Origin of the sequence: Streptomyces sp. (genome assembly GCF_035645055.1) — a bacterium.
In the GTDB taxonomy this organism is placed as follows: domain Bacteria; phylum Actinomycetota; class Actinomycetes; order Streptomycetales; family Streptomycetaceae; genus Streptomyces.
Genome location: NZ_DASQNH010000041.1, coordinates 29,480 through 47,319 on the forward strand (window position 1 = coordinate 29,480; position 17,840 = coordinate 47,319).

At 70.8% G+C, this 17,840-nt stretch carries 16 protein-coding genes, 1 tRNA gene and 1 pseudogene; 7 read left to right on the forward strand and 11 right to left on the reverse strand.

The window, feature by feature from the left end:
* Nucleotides 1-208: 208 nt before the first annotated feature.
* Nucleotides 209-1,597, reverse strand: coding sequence for a cystathionine beta-synthase (locus tag VE614_RS13770; RefSeq protein WP_324936303.1), 1,389 nt, complete (start codon nt 1,595-1,597; stop codon nt 209-211).
* A gap of 148 nt (nt 1,598-1,745) precedes the next feature.
* Between VE614_RS13770 and VE614_RS13775 the strand changes: the two genes are divergently transcribed.
* The 3 genes from VE614_RS13775 (at nt 1,746) to VE614_RS13785 (ending at nt 5,186) form a co-directional block, all read left to right on the forward strand.
* A complete protein-coding gene (locus VE614_RS13775) occupies nt 1,746-2,786 on the forward strand; it encodes an SGNH/GDSL hydrolase family protein (protein ID WP_324936273.1) in 1,041 nt (346 codons plus the stop codon).
* Nucleotides 2,787-2,928: 142 nt separating this feature from the next.
* A complete protein-coding gene (locus VE614_RS13780; protein WP_324936275.1) occupies nt 2,929-4,149 on the forward strand; it encodes an acetyl-CoA C-acetyltransferase in 1,221 nt (406 codons plus the stop codon).
* 272 nt (nt 4,150-4,421) lie between these two features.
* Nucleotides 4,422-5,186, forward strand: coding sequence for a hypothetical protein (locus VE614_RS13785; protein ID WP_324936277.1), 765 nt, complete (start codon nt 4,422-4,424; stop codon nt 5,184-5,186).
* Nucleotides 5,187-5,297: 111 nt separating this feature from the next.
* On the opposite strand, the gene VE614_RS13790 is transcribed toward VE614_RS13785, so the two are convergent.
* The gene (locus VE614_RS13790; protein WP_324936279.1) at nt 5,298-5,609 is read right to left on the reverse strand and encodes a hypothetical protein; all 312 of its coding nucleotides are present in this window, start codon (nt 5,607-5,609) and stop codon (nt 5,298-5,300) included.
* A 125-nt stretch (nt 5,610-5,734) separates the two neighbouring features.
* Between VE614_RS13790 and VE614_RS13795 the strand changes: the two genes are divergently transcribed.
* Entirely contained in the window at nt 5,735-5,959 is a 225-nt protein-coding gene (locus VE614_RS13795; RefSeq protein WP_043501480.1) for a DUF4287 domain-containing protein, read from the forward strand.
* 76 nt (nt 5,960-6,035) lie between these two features.
* Here VE614_RS13795 and VE614_RS13800 read toward each other — a convergent pair whose 3' ends face one another.
* Both VE614_RS13800 and VE614_RS13805 read right to left on the reverse strand, forming a co-directional pair.
* Nucleotides 6,036-6,929 carry a Bax inhibitor-1/YccA family protein gene (locus VE614_RS13800; RefSeq protein WP_324936281.1) on the reverse strand — a complete coding sequence of 298 codons (894 nt, stop codon included), beginning with the start codon at nt 6,927-6,929 and terminating at the stop codon, nt 6,036-6,038.
* Between the two features lie 261 nt (nt 6,930-7,190).
* A tRNA-Leu gene (locus VE614_RS13805) sits at nt 7,191-7,273 on the reverse strand.
* 413 nt (nt 7,274-7,686) lie between these two features.
* Here VE614_RS13805 and VE614_RS13810 point away from each other — a divergent pair.
* Complete coding sequence (locus VE614_RS13810; protein WP_324936283.1) at nt 7,687-8,457, forward strand: ABC transporter ATP-binding protein; 771 nt, start codon at nt 7,687-7,689, stop codon at nt 8,455-8,457.
* A gap of 47 nt (nt 8,458-8,504) precedes the next feature.
* Nucleotides 8,505-11,033, forward strand: coding sequence for an ABC transporter permease (locus tag VE614_RS13815; protein ID WP_324936285.1), 2,529 nt, complete (start codon nt 8,505-8,507; stop codon nt 11,031-11,033).
* Nucleotides 11,034-11,105: 72 nt separating this feature from the next.
* Here VE614_RS13815 and VE614_RS13820 read toward each other — a convergent pair whose 3' ends face one another.
* The 3 genes from VE614_RS13820 to VE614_RS13830 form a co-directional block, all read right to left on the reverse strand.
* A complete protein-coding gene (locus VE614_RS13820; RefSeq protein WP_324936287.1) occupies nt 11,106-12,410 on the reverse strand; it encodes a cyclopropane-fatty-acyl-phospholipid synthase family protein in 1,305 nt (434 codons plus the stop codon).
* 154 nt (nt 12,411-12,564) lie between these two features.
* Entirely contained in the window at nt 12,565-13,188 is a 624-nt protein-coding gene (locus VE614_RS13825) for a hypothetical protein (protein ID WP_324936289.1), read from the reverse strand.
* A 159-nt stretch (nt 13,189-13,347) separates the two neighbouring features.
* Nucleotides 13,348-14,733, reverse strand: coding sequence for an NAD(P)/FAD-dependent oxidoreductase (locus VE614_RS13830; RefSeq protein WP_324936291.1), 1,386 nt, complete (start codon nt 14,731-14,733; stop codon nt 13,348-13,350).
* Nucleotides 14,734-15,162: 429 nt separating this feature from the next.
* Between VE614_RS13830 and VE614_RS13835 the strand changes: the two genes are divergently transcribed.
* The gene (locus tag VE614_RS13835) at nt 15,163-15,450 is read left to right on the forward strand and encodes a type II toxin-antitoxin system RelE family toxin (RefSeq protein ID WP_324936305.1); all 288 of its coding nucleotides are present in this window, start codon (nt 15,163-15,165) and stop codon (nt 15,448-15,450) included.
* 37 nt (nt 15,451-15,487) lie between these two features.
* Here the strand turns inward: VE614_RS13835 and VE614_RS13840 are convergent, their stop codons facing one another.
* From VE614_RS13840 to eno, 4 genes and pseudogenes are all read right to left on the reverse strand, one after another.
* Nucleotides 15,488-16,441 (reverse strand): Ppx/GppA phosphatase family protein, encoded by a 954-nt coding sequence (locus VE614_RS13840; RefSeq protein WP_324936293.1) that lies wholly within the window; start codon nt 16,439-16,441, stop codon nt 15,488-15,490.
* A complete protein-coding gene (locus tag VE614_RS13845) occupies nt 16,438-16,971 on the reverse strand; it encodes a DUF501 domain-containing protein (protein WP_324936295.1) in 534 nt (177 codons plus the stop codon). Before VE614_RS13845 ends, VE614_RS13840 begins: the two co-directional genes overlap by 4 nt.
* Before the next feature lie 29 nt (nt 16,972-17,000).
* The gene (locus VE614_RS13850; protein WP_324936297.1) at nt 17,001-17,477 is read right to left on the reverse strand and encodes a septum formation initiator family protein; all 477 of its coding nucleotides are present in this window, start codon (nt 17,475-17,477) and stop codon (nt 17,001-17,003) included.
* A gap of 108 nt (nt 17,478-17,585) precedes the next feature.
* Nucleotides 17,586-17,840 (reverse strand): annotated as a pseudogene (gene eno / locus VE614_RS13855) (phosphopyruvate hydratase); the annotation flags it as partial.

The window sequence follows — 17,840 nt, forward strand, 5'->3', positions numbered from 1 at the left end:
CGGGGAGCCTCCCCCAGCGCTCAACGCCTGGGAGGTGCCGCCCTCATCCCTGCCGACACCTCTTACTCTGCCGGTCCCGTGTTAAGCGGGTGCTGCGCGAACGTGACACCCTCGTACCACTTCCGCGCAGCCGACTCCCCGTCACGTCACCGCGAATTCGCCGTCGTCACCCCCGGTTCACCGCGGGTTCACCGTGGCTTCCCGTCGGCTACTTGGCGTTCTTCGCGAGGAACGCCAGCAGGTCCTGACGGCTCACCACACCGGTCGGCTTGCCCTCGACGAGGACGATCGCCGCGTCGGCCTTGCCGAGCACGTTCATCAGGTCGCCCACCGGCTCGCCGGAGCCGACCTGCGGCAGCGGGGCCGACATGTGCTTCTCCAGCGGGTCGTCCAGGGAGGCCCGCTTGGCGAACAGCGCGTCCAGCAGCTCGCGCTCGACGATGGAGCCCACGACCTCGGCGGCCATCACGTCCGGGTGACCGGCGCCCGGCTTCACCACCGGCATCTGCGAGACGCCGTACTCGCGCAGCACCTCGATGGCCTGGCCGACCGTCTCGTCGGGGTGCATGTGGACCAGGGACGGGATGGCGCCGTGCTCCTTGTCCTCCAGCACGTCGCTGACCCGGGCGCTGGGGCCGGTGTCCTCCAGGAAGCCGTAGTCGGCCATCCACTCGTCGTTGAAGATCTTGCTGAGGTAGCCGCGGCCGCTGTCCGGGAGCAGGACGACCACCACGTCGTCCTCGGTGAGCCGCTCGGCGACGCGCAGCGCGGCGACGACCGCCATGCCGCAGGAGCCGCCGACCAGCAGGCCTTCCTCCTTGGCGAGGCGGCGGGTCATCTGGAAGGAGTCCTTGTCGGAGACGGCGACGATCTCGTCGGCGATCTCCTGGTCGTAGGCGGTGGGCCAGAAGTCCTCGCCGACGCCCTCGACGAGGTACGGCCGTCCGGAGCCGCCGGAGTACACGGACCCCTCCGGGTCGGCACCGATGACCTTGACCTTGCCGTCCGAGGCTTCCTTCAGGTAGCGGCCGGTGCCGGAGATGGTGCCGCCGGTGCCGACGCCCGTCACGAAGTGGGTGATCTTCCCCTCCGTCTGCTCCCACAGCTCGGGACCGGTGGAGTGGTAGTGGGAGAGCGGGTTGTTCGGGTTGGAGTACTGGTCCGGCTTCCAGGCGCCCGGCGTCTCACGGACCAGCCGGTCGGAGACGTTGTAGTAGGAGTCCGGGTGCTCGGGGGCCACCGCGGTCGGGCACACGACCACCTCGGCGCCGTACGCACGCAGCACGTTGATCTTGTCGGTGGAGACCTTGTCCGGGCAGACGAAGATGCACTTGTAGCCCTTCTGCTGGGCCACGATCGCCAGGCCGACCCCCGTGTTGCCGCTGGTCGGCTCCACGATCGTGCCGCCCGGCTTGAGCTCGCCGCTCCGCTCGGCCGCCTCGATCATGCGCAGGGCGATGCGGTCCTTCACGGACCCGCCCGGGTTGAAGTACTCCACCTTGGCCAGGACGGTCGCCTTGATGCCCTTGGTCACGCTGTTGAGTCTCACCAGCGGGGTGTTGCCGACGAGGCTGATCATCGAGTCGTGGAACTGCACCGTTGTCTCCGGTCGCTGCATAAGGAAAGTGGTCTTGGTGCCGCCAGCCTACGACTCCCAGGGCGTCGTTCACTCACTGTTGCGATTGGCGGGCGGCCGGTACGGGGCAAGGAGTGGGTGTACGGCTACGAGGAGGTGGCGGCGGCGGATGACCAGCATGTCGAGGGCGAGGGTGGCGCGGCGCATCGCGGCCGGCGCGGCGTACGGCGGCGGTGGTGTCGGCCTGGCCGGCGCGGCGGTCGTCGGGCTGCTGCTGGCGGAGGCGACGATGGCCAGACGCCAGGTGCTCGCCAACGGCTCCTCGCCGTATGTGCCGCGGGCGGACGGCCTGTACGGCGGCGGCTATGCCACTCCGGCCGGGGAGCCGCTGCGGCTGACCCTGCTCGGCGACTCCACCGCCGCCGGGCAGGGCGTGCGCCGGGCCGGGCAGACGCCGGGCGCGCTGCTGGCCTCCGGCCTCGCGGCGGTGGCGGAGCGGCCGGTGATACTGCGCAACGTGGCGGTGCCGGGCGCGATGTCGGACGACCTGGACCGGCAGGTGGCGCTGGTGCTCTCCGGGCCGGGCCCGGCCCCCGACGTGTGTGTGATCATGGTCGGCGCGAACGACGTCACCAACCGGATGCCGCCCACCCGCTCGGTGCGCCATCTGGCGAGGGCGGTGCGGCGGCTGCGCACGGCCGGCGCGGAGGTGGTCGTCGGCACCTGCCCGGACCTCGGCACCATCGAGCCGGTGCAGCAGCCGCTGCGCTGGCTGGCCCGCCGGGTCTCGCGCCAGCTGGCCGCCGCACAGACCATCGGCGTGGTCGAGCAGGGCGGCCGGACGGTGTCGCTGGGCGATCTGCTGGGGCCCGAGTTCGCGGCGAACCCGCGCGAGTTGTTCGGCCCGGACAGTTACCACCCCTCGGCGGAGGGGTACGCGACCGCCTCGATGGCCGTACTGCCGACGGTGTGCGCCGCGCTGGGCCTGTGGCCGGCCGAGGAGGAGCGCCCCGACATCTCCCGCCGCGAGGGCTTCCTGCCGGTGGCCCGGGCCGCCGCGGAGGCGGCGGCCGAGGCGGGCACCGAGGTCGCGGCCGCGATGCCGACGGGTCCGCGCGGGCCCTGGGCGCTGCTGAAGCGGCGGCGGCGCCGGCGGATGCCGGAGGTGGAGCCGGACCCGCACTCGCCGGAGGCGCCGACGCGGGCGTGAGCCACGGGGGCGAGATGCCAAGCAAGCGCTTAGAAAGTTGCGGCCCATGTCACACCGCGTACGTCGTGACCGCGCGCATACGTACGGGTAACTTCCCAACCAGCCCTGCCCGCCCGTCTGCATGCCACTCACTGGAGCCGTGATGCCCGAAGCCGTGATCGTCTCAGCCGCCCGCTCCCCCATCGGCCGAGCCTTCAAGGGCTCCCTCAAGGACCTGCGCCCCGACGACCTCACCGCCACGATCATCCAGGCCGCCCTCGCCAAAGTCCCCGAGCTGGACCCGAAGGACATCGACGACCTGATGCTCGGCTGCGGCCTGCCCGGCGGCGAGCAGGGCCACAACCTCGGCCGGATCGTCGCCGTGCAGATGGGCATGGACCACCTGCCGGGCTGCACCGTCACCCGCTACTGCTCCTCCTCCCTCCAGACCTCCCGGATGGCCCTGCACGCCATCAAGGCGGGCGAGGGCGACGTCTTCGTCTCCGCGGGCGTGGAGATGGTCAGCCGCAGCGTCAAGGGCACCTCCGACGGCATGCCCGACACCCAGAACCCGCTCTTCGCCGACGCGGTGGCCCGCACCGCAGCCGTCGCCGAGTCCGAGGGCGCCTCCTGGCACGACCCGCGCGAGGACGGCCTGCTGCCCGACCCGTACATCGCCATGGGCCAGACCGCCGAGAACCTGGCCCGCTTCTGGGGCGTCAGCCGCCAGGAGATGGACGAGTTCGGCGTCCGCTCGCAGAACCTCGCCGAGGAAGCCATCAAGAACGGCTTCTGGGAGCGCGAGATCACCCCGGTGACGCTGCCCGACGGCACGGTCGTGTCGAAGGACGACGGCCCGCGCGCGGGCGTCACCCTGGAGGGCGTCTCCGGCCTGAAGCCGGTCTTCCGCCCCGACGGCCTGGTCACCGCCGGCAACTGCTGCCCGCTGAACGACGGTGCCGCCGCCCTGGTCATCATGTCCGACACCAAGGCCCGCGAGCTGGGCCTGACCCCGCTGGCCCGGATCGTCTCCACCGGCGTCTCCGGCCTCTCCCCCGAGATCATGGGCTACGGCCCGGTCGAGGCGAGCAAGCAGGCGCTGCGGCGTGCGGGCCTGACCATCGACGACATCGACCTGGTCGAGATCAACGAGGCGTTCGCCGCCCAGGTGATCCCCTCCTACCGCGACCTGAACATCCCGCTGGAGAAGCTGAACGTCAACGGCGGCGCCATCGCCGTGGGCCACCCCTTCGGCATGACCGGCGCCCGCATCACCGGCACGCTGATCAACTCCCTCCAGTGGCACGACAAGCAGTTCGGCCTGGAGACCATGTGCGTCGGCGGCGGCCAGGGCATGGCGATGGTCATCGAGCGCCTGAGCTGACCACCCCTGGGTGACCCCGAGAGCACCCACCGTCACCTGACGGCCCGGAACCCGAGAACCACCAGGGTTCTGGGCCGTTTTGTGATCCAATCTCCCTCAGGATGTGACCTATCTCCCCCGACGCAGGGACTTCGCAGGTCAGGGCAGCACCACCAGGACCATGGAACGCAAAGTCCTGTCCGTTTCGTGACGTTACGCACTGACAGCTGGTTAGTTCACCCATCAAGCTGATGTAGGAAGTCGGGGGTCGACCTTGAACCGGGAGTACGTCAGTGAGCGCCATGCCGATCGCCCTGCTGGTCACCACGGCCGCCACCGGCGCCGTGGGCGTCGCCGTCCTGCGCACCCTGATGCAGCTGCGCCGCCAGGTCGCGGCCCTGCACACCGAGCTGGCCGAGGCCCGCGCGGCCCGCGTCCGCGTCCCCGCCGCGCGCACCACCGCGGACACGGACGAGATACGCGCCGCCGTCGCCGAGGCGCTGGCCGAGGAGCGGGAGCGGGAGCTGGCCGAGGCCCGCGCCTTCTGGGCCGCCCAGGAGGCCCGTGACGTCTCCGACGCGCCCTCGCTGCTGTCCCTCTCCGACAGCGACCTGTTCCTGCCGCGCCAGGCCGACTTCGTGGGCCTGGATCCGGCCACCGAGGCCGAGGAGTTCCCCGGGGACTCCCCCGAACTGGCCGCCGCCCGCCGCCGCCACCCCTCCCACCCGGACTTCGTCCCCGTCGCGTCACCCCTCGTGAACGACCACGAACGCACCGTCGCGACCCTGGAGGAACTGGCCGCCGCCCGCACCGCGCTCACCGATGTGCGCCCCGGCCCGCTCGGCACCCTCGACGTCTACGTCTTCGCCGACGGCACCACCCTCTGCATGACCCCCGGGCACCGCGAGACCGCGGAGCGACTGGCCGCCGCCCTCAACGCGGGCGAGACCCCCGTCCTCCTCGGCGGCTCCGGCATCTCCGGCGCGTACACCCTCACCTTCGAGTGCGGTGAGGAGAACGTCTACATCCTGGCGGACAGGGTCATAGCGAGCCTGTGAGGCCCGCTCCGCCCTTCGGGGGTTCCCCTGAAGGAAGGGCGCCGGAGACTCCTCGAGGGGCGCGGGGAACTGCGCGACCGGCCCCATCCGACGGCCGGCCGTCCACGAACCTCATACCCCCGCCTTCTTCTGCGCCTCCTCCACCAGCCGCACCGCCTCGGCGACCTCACCCTCACTGCGCAACACGACCGCGAGGTCATGTGCGGCGACACTGACCTGATCAGCCGCCGCGAACATGCCCGCGTCCGGCATCACCCGAGGCTCAGCCCCCGGCGTCTCCAGCTCCTGCGCCCACCGCGCCAGCTCCCTGGCCAGCTCCAGAGCGGCGGCGGCAGCGCCCCGCTGCAACCGACTCTGCGGCGCGGCCCGCAACCGGTCCGCGAAGTGATCCACCGCACGGTTCAAAGGCGTCGTATCAACCACGCGGTGACCTTACGCCCCGCACCGGGACCGTTTCCAACAGGCACCGGCACTGTTGCCAACGGGCGAACGCTCAGGCACGGTGACCTGAAGGACCGGCTTACATCCCCTTGCGTACGGAGGCGCCGATGTCCCAAGTCTTCTCCGAGGAGACCCACCGCAATCTGCTCGCCCGCATCCCCCACTGCACCGGTCGTGAAGTCGCCGACTGGCTGCGTACCGTCGAAGAAGGCCCCGCCCTCCGCTTCGAGGAGAAGGTCAGCTGGCTGCGCCATGAGTACGACCTCGCGTACGGCCACGCCAAAGCGATCATCCACGAGTACGACCTGAGGAGGGCCGCGCGCAGGTTCTGAGCGCCCTTTCCTCCCCGCAGACGCCGAAGGGCCCCGGGAGGAACCCGGGGCCCTTCGGCATGGTGGCGGCTGCGGATCAGTCGTCGCCCGAGAAGATGGCGACCAGGCGCAGCATCTCGATGTAGATCCAGACGAGGGTCATGGTCAGACCGAACGCGGCCAGCCAGGACTCCTCACGCGGCGCGCCGTAGGCGATGCCGTCCTCGATCTGCTTGAAGTCGAGGGTCAGGAAGAACGCGCCGAGCACGATCGCGATGATGCCGACGATCGCACCGAGCGGGCCCATGCTGCGCAGACCGCCGTCCTCGGCGACACCGAAGACGACCAGCAGCAGGTTGACCGCCATGACCATGATGAACGCCAGGGCGATCGCCATGCCGATGCGGGCGTAGCGGGCGGTGACGCGGACCCAGCCGGCCTTGTAGATCAGCAGCGTGGCACCGGAGACCGCCATGGTGCCGAGGACCGCCTGGAAGGGCGCGCCCGACCACCGCGTGTTGAACATCTCGCTGATCACGCCGAGGAAGACACCCTCGAAGGCGGCGTACGACAGGATCAGCGCGGGGGACGCCGTGCGCTTGAAGGACTGCACCATCGCCAGGACGAAGGCGATGAGCGCGGCGCCGATGGCCAGGCCGTAGCTGGTCGACGAGACCGGCAGCAGGGCCCAGGCCAGGACGGCGCCGACGACGACGGTGCCGAGCGTCATGGCCGAGCGCATGACGACGTCGTCCATCGTCATCCGGTTGCCGGTGGCGACCGGGGCCTGCGGTGCGCCCTGCTGGGCGTAAGGGTTCTGCGCGTACGGGTCGGCACCGGCGCCGGGCTGGGCGTAGGGGTTGCCCGTGGCGTACGGGTTGCCCTGCGTACCTACAGCTGCGCCCCCGGCCTGCGGCGCGGTGTTGAAGCCCGCGTAGCCGTTGTCGCGGCTGAACCCCCGTCGCGAGAAGACCGGGTTGCTGCTCCTCATTTCACTCCTCCATGGCCACCCTGCGTAGCCTTGGCTCAAGAGTAATAGACAGGCAAAGGAATGACCCTAGTGCTTGGGGAGGATCTTTCCCCCCACGTGCTGAGCAACACGCTACGCGGCCGGGTGATTCCCGGCACGGGAGGATCCGAACCGTGGCCCCTCGGTGACGATCTCGTCACCGAGGGGCCGGTGCGGTGAAGGTGCGGCGGCGGAGCGGCGAAGATTTCAGTGCACAATACACACATTCCGAAGGCGTCGGAGTGCCCGGAACCGGACTCGAACCGGTACGCCCGCGAGGGGCAGCGAGGTTTAAGCTCGCCGTGTCTGCATTCCACCATCCGGGCAGGCCATGGGCTCCGCGTCGCGGTATCCGACCCTATCGGGGCGCATCCCCCGAACAGCGGAACGGCGGACCGATGTTGTCTTATTTTATTGACGTCTGAGGGTGCATCAGCACTCGGAACTCGCCATCCGCACTTGCCAATAGCCTTGCGCGCGGCCGCCGCCCGCGCATGCGGAATGACGGAATTTCACCGCCCGAACAAGGGCACTCCACCTGTTCTTGCGATCCTCACCCGTCAAGGTCGCTCGTCCAAGTCGCCCGTCAGGGTCGCCCGTCATCCCCAGGTATGACACCAGGGCGGCCGGTCCGACCGGAGACTGTCCCGGGAACGGGAACAGCGGCTGACTACACGGCGCGATACGGCCGGAACGATGGATCAGTACCCCGATCCCGTCCCGACAGGAGCGCCTCCCCGTGACCACGACTCCCCTTGCCGACCGGGCCACCGCCGTGGCCGCCCGCGCCACGGAGCTGTCGAAGATCTACGGACAGGGCGAGACCCAGGTGGTCGCCCTCGACCGGGTCTCCGTCGCGTTCCGGCAGGCAGAGTTCACCGCGATCATGGGCCCGTCCGGGTCCGGCAAGTCCACCCTGATGCACTGTGTCGCCGGCCTGGACACCTTCTCCTCCGGCTCGGTGCGCATCGGCGACACCGAGCTGGGCTCCCTGAAGGACAAGCAGCTCACCAAGTTGCGCCGGGACAAGATCGGCTTCATATTCCAGGCGTTCAACCTGCTGCCGACGCTGACCGCGCTGGAGAACATCACCCTTCCGATGGACATCGCGGGCCGCAAGCCGGACAAGGAGTGGCTGGACACGGTGATCCAGATGGTCGGCCTGTCCGGGCGGCTCGGCCACCGTCCCGCCCAGCTCTCCGGTGGCCAGCAGCAGCGCGTCGCGGTCGCCCGGGCGCTCGCCTCCAAGCCGGACATCATCTTCGGTGACGAGCCGACCGGGAACCTCGACTCCCGGTCCGGCGCCGAGGTGCTGGGCTTCCTGCGCAACTCGGTGCGCGAGCTGGAGCAGACGGTGGTGATGGTGACCCACGACCCGGTGGCGGCGGCGTACGCGGACCGCGTGGTGTTCCTCGCGGACGGCCGGATCGTGGACGAGGTGTACGGGCCGACGGCGGAGTCGGTGCTGGACCGCATGAAGCGGTTCGACGGCAAGGGCCGCACCAGCTGACGCACCGCCTCCCGTTTCCCGCCCCCACCCTGGACTGAGAAGAAGCGATGTTCCGAACCGCCCTGCGCAATGTGCTCGCGCACAAGGCCCGGCTCCTGATGACCGTGCTCGCCGTGATGCTCGGCGTGGCGTTCGTGTCGGGGACCCTGGTCTTCACCAACACCATCTCCGAGGCCTACCAGAACAGCTCCGCCAAGGGCTTCGATCAGGTCGACGTCGCCGTGGACCCCGAATACCAGGAGAGCGAGGGCGACACCCTCGGCAAGACCCCGGAGCTGACCCGGGCGATCCTCGACGAGAGCGCGCGCGTGCCCGGCGCCGCGTCCGCCACCGGCGTCGTCACCGGGTTCACCGCCCTCGCCGACAAGGACGGCAAGCTGGTCGGCAACGGCTTCCAGTCCCAGGGCGGCAACTACTGGGGCACCGACGACCCCCGCTACCCCCTCGTCGAGGGCCACGCCCCCAAGGGCCGTGGTGAGGTCCTCATCGACTCCGAAACCGCCGGGCGCACCGGCTACCGGGTCGGTGACACGCTGCGCCTGTCCGTCGACGGCCCGGTCCTGAAGCCGAGGATCGCCGGCATCTTCACCACCGACGACGGCAACGTCGCCGCCGGCGGCAGCCTCGCCCTGTTCGACACGGCCACCGCGCAGCAACTGTTCGGCAAGCAGGGCACGTACGACCAGATCGCCGTCCGGGCGAAGCCGGGCGTCACGCAGAGCGCGCTCAAGGCCGAGCTGGACAAGGCGCTGCCCGCCGACCGCGTCGAGACCACGACCGGGCAGCAGCTCGCCGACGACCAGGCCGAGATGATCGCCTCGCAGATGAGCGGGATGAAGCAGGGCCTGCTGGTGTTCGCCGGCATCGCGCTGTTCGTCGGCACCTTCATCATCGCCAACACCTTCACCATGCTGGTCGCCCAGCGCACCAAGGAGCTGGCGCTGCTGCGCGCGGTCGGCGCCTCCCGCCGCCAGGTCACCCGGTCGGTGCTGATCGAGGCATTCGTGGTCGGCGTGGCCGCCGCGGTGACCGGCCTGGCCGCGGGCATCGGCATCGGCGCGGGCCTGCGCTCCCTGATGGGTTCCCTCGGCGAGACCGTGCCGGACGGACCGCTGGTGATCACCCCCGGCACGGTCGGTGCCGCGCTCGCCGTCGGTGTCCTCGTCACGATGCTGGCCGCCTGGCTGCCGGGCCGCCGCGCGGCGAAGATCCCGCCGGTGGCCGCGATGAGCAGCGTGCACGCCAAGGCCTCGGTGAAGTCGCTGGTGCTGCGCAACACGATCGGTGCCCTGTTCTCGGCGGCGGGCGTCGCGGTCGTCCTCGCGGCGACCACCATGAGCGGCTCGGACGGTCAGGCGCCGATGGGGCTGGGCGCCTGTCTGCTGATCATCGGCGTGTTCGTGCTGACCCCGCTGCTGTCCCGGCCGCTGATCGCCGCCGCCGCGCCGGTACTGCGGCTCTTCGGGGTGTCGGGCAAGCTGGCCCGCCAGAACTCGGTGCGCAACCCGCGCCGTACCGCCGCCACCGCCTCCGCCCTGATGATCGGCCTCACCCTGATCACCGGCATGACGGTGATGGCGGGCAGCCTGCAGAAGTCGATCGACAAGATGGCCTCGGAGGCGATCCGCGCGGACTACGTCGTCTTCATGGCGAACGGCAACGCCCTCTCGCCGGATGTCGAGAAGCAGCTGAGGGAGACCGAGGGCGTCACCGCCACCAGCCCGATGCGCAACGCGCCCGTCCGGATCGGCGGCGAGACCGAGTACCTGACCGGTGTGAACGGCGCCAGCTTCGGTGACCTGACCGAACTTCCCGTCCGCGACGGCGCCTTCAGGGTGGGCGGCGACCGGGTGGTCGTGGACCAGGACACGGCGAAGTCCCGCGGCTGGACGGCCGGCTCGTCCTTCACCGCGTCGTTCGAGGACGGCGCGAAGGAGAAGCTGACCGTCGCGGGCGTCTACCAGCCCAACGAGATGATGAGCGGGATCATGCTCGACCTCGCCACCCTGGCCCCGCACCAGACCGATCCGGCCGACATGCAGGTCATGGTGAAGACCGCCGACGGCGCGTCCGACGCGGCAAAGAACCGGCTGGAGAAGGCCCTCGGCTCCAACCCGGCGATCAAGGTCCAGGACAAGAAGGACATCTCCCACGAGATCGCACAGATGTTCACGATGATGCTGAACATGCTCTACGGCCTGCTGGCCATGGCGGTGATCGTGGCCGTCCTCGGTGTCATCAACACCCTGGCGATGTCGGTCTTCGAACGATCCCAGGAGATCGGCATGCTCCGCGCGATCGGCCTGGACCGCACCGGCATCAAGCGGATGGTCCGCCTGGAGTCCCTGGTCATCTCGCTCTTCGGCGGGGTGCTCGGCATCGGCCTCGGCGTGTTCTTCGGCTGGGCGGCCGGGGAACTGATGGCGAGCCGGATGGCGACGTACGAACTGGTCCTGCCCTGGACCCGGATGGCGGTGTTCCTGCTGCTGGCTGCCGCGGTCGGCGTCCTGGCCGCGCTGTGGCCGGCCCGCCGGGCGGCCCGGCTGAACATGCTGGCGGCGATCAAGTCCGCATAGCCACTGCGACGCTACGCGCGGCGAGGGCCCCGCACCCACCCGGTGCGGGGCCCTCGCCGTGTTCCGGTGGCGTCAGCCGTTCCAGGTACGGGACCGCAGCGGCATCCCGGAGGCCCCGGACTCGGGCGTCCGCACGGCGAGCACCTGGTTCACCCCGATGCGGTTGCGCTCGAAGGACAGCGCCGAGGCGGCCATGTACAGCCGCCAGACCCGGGCGCGGCCCGGACTGGTCAGCCGCACCGCCTCCGCCCAGCCGGACTCCAGGTTGGCGACCCAGCGGCGCAGGGTGAGCGCGTAGTGCTCGCGGATCGACTCCACGTCCCGCACCTCGAACCCGGCGCGCTCCAGCTGGGCCACGGTGGTGCCGATCGGGGCCAGCTCCCCGTCGGGGAAGACGTAGGCGTCGATGAACTGGTCGACGTGGTACGCGGACTCGTCGCGCTGCGGACGCCGCGCGATCTGATGGTTCAGCAGCCGCCCGCCCGGCTTGAGCAGCGCGTACAGGCTCCGGGCGTACTTCAGATACTGCTCGGTCCCCACATGCTCGGCCATGCCGATGGAGGAGATCGCGTCGTACGGCCCGTCGACGACGTCCCGGTAGTCCTGCACCCGGATCTCGACCCGGTCGGTCAGCCCCTGGTCGGCGACCCGCTTGCGGGCGTACGCCGCCTGCTCCTGCGAGAGCGTGATGCCGACGACGCTCACCCCGTGCTCGCGGGCGGCGTGGATGGCCATGGACCCCCAGCCGCAGCCGACGTCGAGCAGCCGCAGGCCGGGTCTCAGGCCGAGCTTGCGGGAGACCAGTTCCAGCTTGTCCCGCTGGGCGTCCTCCAGCGTGCCCCCCTCGGCGCCGGGGGCCTCCCAGTAGGCGCACGAGTAGACCATCGACGGGCCGAGAACCAGCTCGTAGAAGTCGTTCCCGACGTCGTAGTGGTGGCTGATGGCGCGCTTGTCGGTGCGCCGGGTGTGCAGACGGGCCCGCCCCCGGCGGACCTCCTCCCGCGGCGGCGCGGGCGGCAGCGCCGGTCCTCCCATCCGCACCAGTCCCCGCGCGGCGGCCCGCACCTCGGGATCCCGCAGGGCCTGCGCGAGGGTCCGGGCGTCCTCGTCCCGCTCCCAGAGCAGCCCCGCAATCAGGGACAGGGCCGTGTACAGATCTCCCTCGACATCCAGTTCCCCCGCCACCCAGGCGCGCGCCAGCCCCAGCTCGCCCGGCTTCCACAACAGCCTGCGCAGCGCCCGGCGGTGCCGCACCACCAGCGTCGGCGCGCCCGGCGGCCCCGCCTGCGAACCGTCCCAGGCACGAATACGGACCGGGAGCGGCGCCCCCAGCACCTGCTCCAAGAGCCCCTTCAGCCTCGGTGCGGCGTCCGACATGGTGCACACCTCCGTGACAGCGATCCCGGAAAGTCCGACACCACGTAAACACTTGCGGAGCGTCGCCGCAGTCCCCCACGCGCGTTACGTCTGTGCAAAACCCTTGCGGGGGTGTGGATTCGGCCGCCGTCGCCGCCGTCGCCGTCCGGCCGACTCAGAGCAGGGCGGCGCTGCGCAGCACCAGGTCGGCCGTCCGCTTCTCGGCCTCCGTGGCCGGCTGGACGACGCTGAGGAGGAAGGCCGTCCGGTCGTCGCTCACGGCGATGAGGGTCATGCGGAGGCGGCCCGTGCCGTTCTCGCCGTCCGTGACCTTCAGGGTGACGGTGTGGGCGGGGCGGCCGTCGACGGTGGTCGCCTCGGACTCCGTGACGGCCGACCGGCCCTCGGGGTGGAAGAAGACGGCGTTGGAGCGGGCCCAGCGCTCGGCGGAGGGGCCGAGTTCGGAGCGCGGGACTGCGTCGCCCCGGCCGGCGAGGACGACGCTGCCGCCCTCCGCGCCGGGGTGTTCGTGGGTGAGGGACGACGTGAAGCTGCTGATCAGGTCGCCGTCGCCGCGCTGCCAGCCCTCGGGAACGGCGTACGACAGCCCGGCCGTGGTGTCGTCGACGCGGGGCCGTCCCGCCAAAGGCTCGTCCTCGCCGTGGAGGGTCCGCCAGGCCGCGTATCCGCCGCCGGCCAGGGCCAGGACGAGCGTCACGATGAGGGTGCTCGCGAGCGCTGGGCCGCGGCGGGCGCGGGGCGGGTGCGGGGGCCGCTGGGGTACCGACGTCATGGTCATGAGGGACAGCCTCGCCGGGCCCGGCCCGCCGTGCCCTGAGCGCTCGTACTCACCTCGGTACTCAACGCCGAAGGGGCCGCCCGGCTCAACGCCGAAGGGGCCGCCCGCACCACGGATGGCAGGCGGCCCCTTCGGGGGTGTTTCAGAGGTGACCGGAGGTCAGGAGGCCTTGGCCTTCTCCTCGGTCTTCGCGGCGGCGGCCGGGGCCGGCGCCGGCTTGGCGGCCTCGTAGAACTCCTCGCGCGGAGACTCCAGGGCGCCGAGGGCGACGACCTCGCGCTTGAGGAACATGCCGAGCGTCCAGTCCGCGAAGACGCGGATCTTGCGGTTCCAGGTCGGCATGGCCAGACCGTGGTAGCCGCGGTGCATGTACCAGGCGAGACGGCCCTTGAGCTTGATCTTCATCTTGCCCATGACGATCATCGCGACGCCCTTGTGCAGGCCGAGGCCCGCGACCGCGCCCTTGTTGGCGTGGCTGTACTCCTTCTGCGGGAAGCCCCGCATGCCGGAGACCACGTTGTCGCCGAGGACCTTGGCCTGGCGCAGCGCGTGCTGGGCGTTCGGCGGGCACCAGGCGTTCTCCACGCCGGCCTTGCGGGCGGCGATGTCGGGCACCTGGGCGTTGTCGCCCGCGGCCCAGATGTAGTCCGTGCCCTTGACCTGAAGCGTCGGCTCGCAGTCGATGTGGCCGCGGGGGCCGAGCGGGATGCCGAAGCGGGACAGGGCCGGGTTCGGCTTGACGCCCGCCGTCCAGACGATCGTGTTGGAGTCGACCTCGAGGCCGTTCTTCAGCACCACGTGGCCGTCGACGCAGGAGTCCATCGAGGTGGAGAGGTAGATCTCCACGCCGCGGCTCTCCAGGTGCTCCTTGCCGTAGGCGCCCAGCTTCGGGCCGACCTCGGGCAGGATCTTGTCCGCCGCGTCGACGAGGATGAAGCGCATGTCCTCGCGGGACACGTTCCGGTAGTACTTGGCCGCGTCGCGGGCCATGTCCTCGACCTCGCCGATGGTCTCGGCGCCGGCGAAGCCACCGCCGATGAAGACGAAGGTGAGCGCCTTGCGGCGGATCTCCTCGTCGGTGGTGGAGTCGGCCTTGTCGAGCTGCTCCAGCACGTGGTTGCGCAGGCCGATGGCCTCCTCGATGCCCTTCATGCCGATGCCCTGCTCGGCGAGGCCGGGGATCGGGAAGGTGCGGGAGACGGCGCCCATCGCGATGACCAGGTAGTCGAAGGGCAGCTCGTACGCCTCGCCGGTGAGCGGGGCGATCGTGGCGACCTTGCGGTCCTGGTCGATGGTGGTGACCCGGCCGGTGAGGACCTCCGCCTTGGGCAGCACGCGTCGCAGCGGGACGACGACGTGTCGCGGGGAGATGTTGCCGGCGGCGGTTTCGGGGAGGAAGGGCTGGTAGGTCATGTACGACCGGGGGTCGACGACCGTGACGGTCGCCTCGCCGTAGCGCATCTTCTTCAGAATGCGCCGAGCTGCGTACAGGCCTACGTACCCACCGCCTACTACGAGGATCCTGGGACGCTCCGTGGTGCTCATGCCATCGAGTATCCACCCGCTCGGAGGGGGTGGCTCGTGCGCCCCTTCACAAGGTCTGCCAAGGCCTGTGCTACACTCCCCGGCCCGCGTGACTTAGATCATGTCTAAGTGCGGGAACCGTGACACCCCCCACACCGTTGTCAATGCCGCGTGAGCTGCCTCTCTGGGCGACCGAGGGCGTCGTGAGCCGACGGAAACAGGGAGCGGGGCGCGCGATTCGAAGGCACTCCACCCCCTGTTCTGAACATGTTCAAAGGCAAGTTGACCCCCCGAACGGGGCAACCGAAGGCGTTTGGCGGCCCCCAGGGGCCGAATTCCTTGTGAAGAACTTCACGAACTTTCCCGACGAGGTGTCACCGTGCGGCCCGGAGGACCGCTCAAACGTGGTCCGGGACCGCTCAGGAGAGGCCTCTGACCAGGGAGTCGGGCCTGAGAGGGGACCGATCCGCACGGCCGGGACGGCGCCGCCGACAGCGGCCGGCGGCACCCCTCGAACCGGGACGAACCGCCGCACCGACCGGAGCGAATGCCCCGCGGACGCCCGCGCCGACGCCGGCGTCACACCACCGGCCACGCGATGAACAGCGGCAACCCCCGGCCATCAGCCGGCGGCTCCGGGCCGGAAGCCACCGGGTCGCCTACCAGGTCAACGACGGTGAACTCGTCGTCCTCGTCGTCAAGGTGGGCGACCGGCGGGACGTCTACCGAAACCCGTGACGCCCCGCCCGGCACCACCACAGCCGGGCACCGCCCCTCAGCGCGCCTCGCTCGCCGCGTAGTGAGCTATCCCGTCGAGGATGTCGTGCTCGCTCACCACGACCTCCTCGGCGCCGATCCGCTCCATGATCGCCAGCAGGACCAGCGCCCCGGCGGCGATCACGTCCACCCGGCCGGGGTGCATGGACGGCACGGCGGCGCGCTCGGCGTGGGTGGAGCGCAGCAGCCAGCCGGTGATCTCGCGGACCCTGTCCAGGGAGATCCGGGAGTGGTGGATGGCCGTCGAGTCGTACTCCGGCAGCGCCTGCGCGATCGCCGACACCGTGGTCACCGAACCGGCCAGGCCCACCAGGGTGCGCGCCTGGCGCAGCGGCACCGTCTCCTCGGCGAGGTCGAGCGCGGCCTCGATGTCGGCGCGCATCGCCGCGATCTGCCCCTCGGTGGGCGGGTCGGTCACCGCGCCGTCCACCACCAGGTGCCGCTCGGTCATCCGCACGCAGCCGACGTCGACGGAGCGGGCGGCGCGCACATGCTCCTCGCCGACGACGAACTCGGTGGAGCCGCCGCCGATGTCCACCACGAGGAAGGGCCGCTCCAGGTGGTCGTGCCCGGTCAGCTCCTTCGTCGCGCCGGTGAAGGAGAACTCGGCCTCCTGGTCACCGCTGATCACCTCGGGCTCGACACCCAGGATGTCCATGACCCCGCGCACGAAGTCGTCCCGGTTCTCGGCGTCCCGGGAGGCGGAGGTGGCCACGAAGCGCAGCCGCTCGGCGCCGTACTCCTTGATGACGGCGGCGTACTCGCGGCAGGCGGCGAAGGTCCGCTCCAGCGCCTCGGGGGCCAGCCGCCCGGTGCGGTCGACGCCCTGGCCGAGCCGCACGATCGTCATACGGCGGTCCAGCTCCGACAGTCCGCCCGTCACCGGGTCGCAGTCGGCGACCAGCAGGCGGATGGAGTTCGTACCGCAGTCGATGGCGGCGACCCGGGTCACTGTGCGCACTCCTCACCGGCGAGGGTCACGCAGGAGCCCTTGCGCCACCACTCCGGCAGCATGGCGAGGGCCTCGTCGCCGAGCGGGTTCACCCCGGGACCGGCGGCCAGCGAGTGGGCGACCAGGACGTGCAGGCACTTGACCCGGTCCGGCATCCCGCCGGCGCTGGGGAAGCCCGTCAGCTCCTCGATCTCGTCGCGGCGCCGGATGTAGTCCTCGTGCGCGGCACGGTAGGCGGCGGCCAGCTCCGGGTCGCTCTCCAGGCGGGCCGTCATCTCCTTCATGACGCCGTTCGCCTCCAGCGTGCCGATGGCCGAGTTGGCCTTGGGGCACGTCAGGTAGTACAGCGTCGGGAAGGGCGTGCCGTCGGGCAGGCGCGGGGCCGTCTCCACGACGTCCGGCTGCCCGCAGGGGCAGCGGTGCGCGATCGCGCGCAGCCCGCGCGGCGGTCGGCCGAGCTGCTGCTTGAAGGCCTCGACGTCCGCGTCGGTGGGCTCGGTGCGCGGGGTGGGCGGCGGGGGCGTTTCCATGCCTGTCTTTCTGTGTCCGTTCAACTCGTTCAGCTGTCCGAGGCGTCGGCCTTGTCGACGCCGTCCCAGACGTTCGAGTACCAGGGGCGGTCGGCCCCGCCCGTGTCGGCGCGGGACTGCTTGGCCGCGTCGGGGTCGATCACCACGTATCCGGTCTCGCCGGGCATCACATAGTGCAGCCGCTTGCGGATCTGCTGCTCGGCGTACGCGTCGTCCTGCCACCGCGCCTTGGCGTCGCGCAGCTGTTCGACGCGTTCCCGGGCCTGGCGCTGCTCCCGCTGGAGATCCGCGATCTCGGCGCGCTGGGCGACGTACTGCCTTATCGGGTAGGCGAGCGCCACGACCAGCGAGCACAGGACGAGCGCGAGGAGCGCGGCCCGGCCGGTGAGACGGGAGCGCCGGGCCTGCCGCTTGGTCTGCGAGCGGTAGACCCGGGCGGCGGTCTGTTCGCCGAGCAGCCTGATCCTGGTCGCGGTGGAGAACCGGTCCCGGTCCTTCACGGCCATGTTGCCCGCCTCCCGTTCACGCGCGTACGTCCCCGCACACGGTACGGGACCGAGTACGGGGACGTACGTACGACGCTTCCTACGCGGGCGTCAGCCCTTGATGCGGGTTCAGCCCTTGAAGCGCGGGAAGGCGCTGCGGCCGGCGTAGACCGCGGCGTCGTCGAGGATCTCCTCGATGCGCAGCAGCTGATTGTACTTGGCGACGCGCTCGGAGCGGGCCGGGGCGCCGGTCTTGATCTGGCCGCAGTTGGTGGCGACGGCCAGGTCGGCGATGGTGACGTCCTCGGTCTCGCCGGAGCGGTGGGACATCATGCACTTGAAGCCGTTGCGCTGGGCCAGCTCGACGGCGTCCAGGGTCTCGGT